The sequence below is a fragment of the Undibacterium sp. GW821-FHT11H02 genome, assembly GCF_058808015.1.
Genome location: NZ_JBXARG010000003.1, coordinates 272,161 through 278,956, shown reverse-complemented (window position 1 = coordinate 278,956; position 6,796 = coordinate 272,161). Strand labels below are relative to the sequence as shown.

5 protein-coding genes are annotated in these 6,796 nt (G+C 48.8%); 3 read left to right on the top strand and 2 right to left on the bottom strand.

Translation table 11 applies throughout. The annotated features are described in order from the left end of the window. Positions 1–819: 819 nt before the first annotated feature. Positions 820–1,416, bottom strand: coding sequence for an imm11 family protein (locus AC1RR2_RS05115; RefSeq protein ID WP_493221212.1), 597 nt, complete (start codon positions 1,414–1,416; stop codon positions 820–822). A gap of 210 nt (positions 1,417–1,626) precedes the next feature. After that, the gene (gene polA / locus AC1RR2_RS05110) at positions 1,627–4,413 is read right to left on the bottom strand and encodes a DNA polymerase I (protein ID WP_493221211.1); all 2,787 of its coding nucleotides are present in this window, start codon (positions 4,411–4,413) and stop codon (positions 1,627–1,629) included. A gap of 13 nt (positions 4,414–4,426) precedes the next feature. Between polA and AC1RR2_RS05105 the strand changes: the two genes are divergently transcribed. The 3 genes from AC1RR2_RS05105 to AC1RR2_RS05095 all read left to right on the top strand — a co-directional run bounded on the left by AC1RR2_RS05105 (position 4,427) and on the right by AC1RR2_RS05095 (position 6,791). Continuing rightward, positions 4,427–5,164, top strand: coding sequence for an LOG family protein (locus AC1RR2_RS05105; RefSeq protein WP_493221210.1), 738 nt, complete (start codon positions 4,427–4,429; stop codon positions 5,162–5,164). 118 nt (positions 5,165–5,282) lie between these two features. Then, complete coding sequence (locus tag AC1RR2_RS05100) at positions 5,283–5,801, top strand: hypothetical protein (protein ID WP_493221209.1); 519 nt, start codon at positions 5,283–5,285, stop codon at positions 5,799–5,801. A gap of 21 nt (positions 5,802–5,822) precedes the next feature. Continuing rightward, the gene (locus tag AC1RR2_RS05095; protein ID WP_493221208.1) at positions 5,823–6,791 is read left to right on the top strand and encodes a homoserine kinase; all 969 of its coding nucleotides are present in this window, start codon (positions 5,823–5,825) and stop codon (positions 6,789–6,791) included. The last annotated feature ends 5 nt before the right edge of the window (positions 6,792–6,796 follow it).

The window sequence follows — 6,796 nt, the reverse complement described above, 5'->3', positions numbered from 1 at the left end:
AAAGAAAATAATGGATCACCATAATCAACGTTCATACGGCGCAATACGCCTGCGGCTATTGACGCCTTACGAAAAGATTACGCAGGGTAGTGGAGTAACAAAGAAAAAGATTCGTGCCGTGAGTAGGGTGTGAGGCAAAGCCGTATTACACCGTCCGACAGTAAGACGAAAAATGGCGAAGCAATTTATTTGCAATTCAAACGCATTAAAGGAAATGATGGTTCGCCATGCTCAAGGTTCATGCGGCGCAATACGCCAGCGGCTATTGACGCCTTACGAAAGGATTGCAAAGGGTGGTGGAGTAGCAAAGGAAAATATTCGTGCCGTAAGTAGGGTGTGAGGCGAAGCCGTATTACACCGTCCGACAGTAAGGCGAAAAATGGCGAAGCAATTTATTTGCAATTCAAACGCATCAAAGAAAATAATGGATCACCATAATCAACGTTCATACGGCGCAATACGCCTGCGGCTATTGACGCCTTACGAAAAGATTGCAAAGGGTGGTGGAGTGGCAAAGAAAAATATTCGAGCCATACGTAGGGTGTAATAGGCGAAGCCGTATTACACCGTCCAAGGGAAAGTCGCTCAACGGCAAAACAATTTATTGGGAATGCAAACGCACCAAAGAAAATAATGGATCACCAAGATCAACGTTCATACGGCGCAATACGCCTGCGGCTATTGACGCCTTACGAAAGGATTACGCCTTACCGAGTTACGGTCCAAAAAAGGTGAAAAGAATAGAGGGCAGGGGGAGAGGTGTTCGTCGACAAACCAAGCAATCCGCGTGGGCACAAAATGCGTGCCCACAAGGCTGCGTTAGCGAAGGACGCCCGGATAGCAATTTAGGTCTTTACCAAAGAAAAGGTCGCGCATAGTTGGTTTGGTCGGATCCCAAAAACCAAATCCAGTGAGCTTGTGCTCGACGACAGCCTCTGGAATAGCTACAGTACATAGGGTATCTGAGGAAAATCGTCTTGGCAGCTTAAAAAGTGGTCGAGTCGGCAAATTACGAAATGCAAACCTGTAAACGGAAACAATTTCGCCCGACTCTGATCGCGTCACTTCTGATGCAGCTTCATCGAGTATGTCCTCAGCGGCGAGGACGTTCATGACGAAATATGGCTTGCCACCAATCATTGTGAAAAATCTGTATTCTGCGCAGTTTGGTGCAACATCATTAAGAATTTTCACCGCGCGTTCGGAAAGCAAAGGCCCAGGCATGTTGGATGCAACGCAATCTGATGGTCGGTAGGATGCACCTCGAATATAGTGTGGGGGTGGTACCCAACCTTCGGTGAGGGTTTGTCCATTAAAATTGTCTTTGAAATAGCCCCTAGGATGTGCATTTTCTAGCCAAACCGATGGTCTGCGGATTGAGCGCGATTCCAACTTGTAGATGTGAAGAGAAGTCATTTAACCACTACGAAACGTAATTTAAAAATCCAAAGATACTAGACCGCCACAAAAAGGCAATGGATTTCAGCATTAATGCTGAAAGCATTGTTTTTCTATCCCAGGCGCCTACGATTTGTGAACGAATTAGACTAGAAGTTTAAGGAGCGAACGATAAACCTGGATTCTACGTAACACAAAAATGCTTACGATTCGAAAATGACATAGCAATCAATGCGCCTCTTCCCAATTCAATCCAACCCCCACCTCGGCCAACAGCGGCACCTTCAACTCAGCCACTCCAGCCATTAACTCTGGAAGGCGACGCTTCACCAATTCCAACTCCTCAGCCACCACTTCCAACACCAATTCATCATGCACTTGCATAATCATTTTGGATTGCAAACCATCCGTCTCTAACCAACCCTGCACCGCAATCATCGCAAGCTTAATTAAGTCTGCCGCCGTACCCTGCATAGGGGCATTAATCGCCGCACGTTCTGCGCCTTGGCGGCGTGGGCCGTTGGGGCTGTTGATTTCTGGTAGCCAGAGGCGGCGGCCGAAGACGGTTTCTACGTAGCCGTGGGCTTTGGCTTGGAGTCGGGTGTCGGCCATGTATTGAGCGACGCCTGGGTAGCGTAGGAAATATTTGTCGATGTAGCTTTGCGCGGCGCTGCGTTCTATGCCTAAGTTGCCTGCTAAGCCGAATGCGCTCATGCCGTAAATCAGACCGAAGTTAATCACTTTGGCGTAACGTCTTTGTTCGCTCGTGACGTCTGATAATTCGACACCAAAAATCTCTGATGCTGTCGCGCGATGTACGTCTTCGCCGTCGGCAAAGGCTTTTAATAAGCTCGCGTCGCCCGAGATGTGCGCCATGATGCGTAATTCGATTTGGGAATAATCGGCAGAGACGATGCTATTGCCAGGTGCTGCGACAAAGGCTTCGCGGATGCGGCGACCTTCGGCGGTGCGTACTGGGATGTTTTGCAAGTTGGGATCATTAGATGCCAAGCGACCTGTGACCGCCACTGCTTGCGCGTAGTTGGTGTGGACGCGACCGGTATCACTGTTGACCATTCTCGGCAATTTGTCGGTGTAGGTCGATTTGAGTTTGGCGAGGCCTCGGTATTCCAACAGCACTTTGGGCAAAGGATAATCCTCAGCCAGTTTTTGCAACACTTCTTCATCGGTCGATGGTGCGCCTGACGGCGTTTTTTTGACGACGGGCAGGCCGAGTTTGCCGAAGAAAATTTCACCGAGTTGTTTAGGTGAATTTAAGTTAAACGGTTGCTCTGCTAGCTCGTAGGCTTTTTGCTCCAGCTCTAATAAGCGATTGCCGATTTCATGCGACTGCGTGGCGAGTAAATCGCGATTGATCAAGACACCATTGCGTTCTATTTTTTGCAGAACGACTGATGTCGGTAGTTCGATCTTATCGTAGATGAAGCGCAGCTTGTCGTAAGGTTCGACTTGTGGCCACATCGCTTGATGCAATTGTAAAGTGATGTCGGCATCTTCCGCCGCGTAAGCGGTGGCGCGTTCAATCTCAACCTGGTCGAAACCAATTTGGGATGCGCCTTTGCCGCAGACTTCTTCAAAGCTAATCGTTTTGCGTTCCAAGTGGCGTAGCGCAAGGCTATCCATGTCGTGCGATTTGTGGGATTCAAACACATAAGATTGCAGCAAAGTGTCGTGCAGAATGCCGCGTAAATGCACACCGTGATTGGCGAAAATGTGCGTGTCGTATTTGAGGTTTTGTCCTACCTTAGCTTTGCTGGTGTCCTCTAACCAAGTCTTCATTTTGCCTAAAACGATTTCACGATTTAATTGTTCGGGTGCGCCGGGATAATTATGTGCGAGCGGAATATACGCTGCTATGCCCGCTTCGCAGCACAAAGAAATACCGACCATTTGTGCATTCATTGGTTCTAGCGAGGTGGTTTCGGTATCGACTGAGGTGAGGGCGGCTTGATTGATTTTATCTAGCCAAGTATCGAGCTGGGCTTCGGTCAAAATCATTTCGTAATGTGTGACGGCGGGCGCGGCTGGGATTGCTGTGGGCGTATTGCTTGTGACAGCATTGTTGGCAGTGTCGTCGCCAAACAATCCCCCTTGCGCTGGCGCGGCTTTAGCTGGCGCAGAACCTGCGACCGGATCAACACCAAACTCACGCAATAAACTCTTGAAGCCTTGGTGCTGCAAGAAGGCGATCATTTCTTCGCGATTTTCTTCTTTGGCTTTCAGTGATTCATCGATGGAAATATGATGACCGGCGAGATCGCAATCGGTCTTTACGGTGATCAAGACGCGGCCTTGTGGCAGCCAATCTAAAGCGGCACGCAGATTGTCGCCGACTACGCCTTTGATCTTGTCGGCATTCGCGATCACGCCATCTAAGCTATCGTATTCAGTCAGCCATTTAACCGCAGTCTTAGGGCCACATTTGCTCACGCCGGGAACATTATCGACGGTGTCGCCGATCAGGGTTAAGTAGTCGATGATGCGATTCGGTGGTACACCAAATTTGGCGAGCACGCCCGCTTCATCGAGCTTTTCATTGCTCATGGTGTTGATCAGAGTCACGTTAGCATTGACCAATTGCGCCAGATCTTTGTCGCCGGTGGAGACGATGGTATTCATGCCGCGTGCGGTGGCTTCCACCGCCAACGTGCCGATTACGTCGTCGGCTTCTACACCTTCGACCATCAAGATAGGCCAACCCATCGCCGCGACTGCCTGATGGATAGGTGCTATTTGTAAGCGCAAATCGTCTGGCATAGGCGCGCGCTGTGCTTTATATTCTGGATACAGGTCGTCGCGGAAGGTCTTGCCCTTGGCATCGAACACACAAGCCATGTAAGCTGCGGGATAATCTTGGCGCAGCTTGCGCATCATATTGACCATGCCATGTATCGCACCAGTCGGTTCGCCGCGCATATTGCGCAAATCGGGCAAGGCGTGGAAAGCGCGGTATAAATAGCTGGAGCCGTCGACTAATAACAGAGTTTTTTGCATAAGGATTTTAGGTATGAATGACAGCAGAAAAAGAATTTTGAAACTGCGCCAGATTGCGGATAAAGACAAAGCAACAGCCCTTAAGGCACGCGAATCGTGGCATATGTTCACGATTATGGCAGAGTTTATTGAATCCACCGAACGTCTATCGGCGCTAGGTCCGGCTGTGACCATCTTTGGTTCAGCCCGATTGCAGCACGATAATCCCTATTATCAAGATTGTGTCGATGTCGCCAAACGCTTGTCAGATGAAGGATTTGCCGTGATTTCGGGTGGTGGTCCCGGGATTATGGAGGCGGCAAACCGAGGTGCATTTGATGGCGCTTCGGCCTCAGTCGGTTTAAATATTGAATTGCCACATGAACAAAAAACCAATCCTTGGCAGAATATTTCTTTAAATTTTCGTCATTTTTTCGCCCGTAAAGTGGCATTCGTTAAGTATGCGGATGCTTATGTTATTTTCCCCGGTGGCTTCGGTACTTTGGACGAATTAATGGAAGTGTTGACCTTGATGCAAACCGGTAAAACCAAGCGTATCCCGGTGATCTTGGTGGGTACAAGTTTTTGGCAGGGTTTTTTAGATTGGATACGGATGCAGATGGCGGATAAAGGTCTCATCGAGGATAAGGACTTGAATTTGGTGCAGATCATTGATGAGCCTGCCAATGTTGTTGATGCAATTTTCGCCTTTTACGAGGCGCATGATATCGAGCCATCGGATGAAGAGCGTCAGCGTATGCTGTATTTGTAAGATGTCGTTTCGTGATGGAACGATATTGCTTTTTCTCCTTGGAAGTCACTTGCTTTGCTACAATGTCGGACAATTCGCTGTATCTTTCTCGTATTTAAATGCATCTAAAGTGAAAATCATGAAAAGCTCATTGAAGTTAATCGCCAGTCTTGTGGCGGCCTGTTTTGCTATCTCTGCATCGCCTTTAGTCGCGGCGCAGGAAAAGACTGCACCGCCACCACCACCGCCAAAATTAGAAAAATTGGAAGAAGGCCCAGATTCCGATGTCAAGCTGATTAAGCAGGAGAGTAATAAGCTGAAAACCGTAGAGCGTAAAGACAACGGCAAGGTAACCGAGGTGCAGGTTCGTACCGGAAAGAGCACTTATACCGTGAAACCTAACAATGCACCAAAAGGTACGCCTGAAGGTGACGCTAATCGTGCGGCGCAGTGGAAGGTGATGGAATTTGGTGGTAAGAAGCAAAGCAAGGAAGTCGAATCCTTGCCAGTATTACCAGTTGGTCCAAACTCCACATCGAAGATTGGTTCTGCTAAATCCTTGCCAGCAAGCGCAACTGCCAGCGCAGCAGCTAGTGCAGCTAGCGCGGCGAGTGCAGCCAGCTCGGACGCCAAGGCGACTACACCCGTTAAAAAATAATCCTCTTTACGTAGAATAGACATGGCTGTATTTACATCGGTAACATTGCAGGACCTGGCACCTTGGATGACGCAATTCCCCTTAGGAAAAGCGTTAGCTATTCGCGGTATTGCATCAGGCATAGAAAATAGTAATTTCTTTATTGATACCGAAAAGGGTGAATACGTCCTCACCATTTTTGAAAATCTGGATTTTGATCAACTACCGTTTTACTTAAAGTTGATGCGGCATTTGGCTGATCGTGGTGTCTTGGTGCCGGCACCCATCGCAAATCTGGAGGGTGAATTGTGTGTCGCTTTGCACGGAAAACCTGCCGCTATCGTCAGTAAGCTAGAAGGCAGTTCACAAATGGCGCCTGCACCTGTCCATTGTGCGGAAGTTGGTACCATGCTGGCACGTATGCATTTGGCGGGCCAGGATTTTTCCATCCGTCAGCCGAATTTGCGTGGGTTAGATTGGTGGCAAATCACGGTGCCCCAAGTGCTGGAATTTTTATCCGATTCTAATCGTAGTTTGATGCAAGATGAGATCGCATTTCAAGCTGCATTTGCACAGACTGCCACGTATCAAGCGCTGCAAAGTGGCCCTGTGCATGCCGATTTATTCCGCAATAATGTGATGTTTGATGGCGAGCACTTGACTGGTTTTTTTGATTTCTATTTTGCGGGTTGCGATACCTGGTTGTTCGATGTCGCTGTGACGATTAATGACTGGTGCATCGATGTGGCGAGTGGCGAACTCGATATGGCACGTGTGAATGCCATGCTCAACGCCTATCATGCGGTGCGTCCATTTACAGTGGCTGAAGGCGAAGCCTGGCAAGCGATGTTGCGCGCCGCGGCGTTCCGTTTTTGGCTGTCACGTGTTTATGATTTTTATAAGCCACGCGATGCCGAGATGCTGACGCCGCATGATCCCGGACATTTTGAGCGTATTTTACGCTTGCGCGTCTCCCAGCCTACGCCGGCTTTACCTATTGCTCCCCAATAATTAGT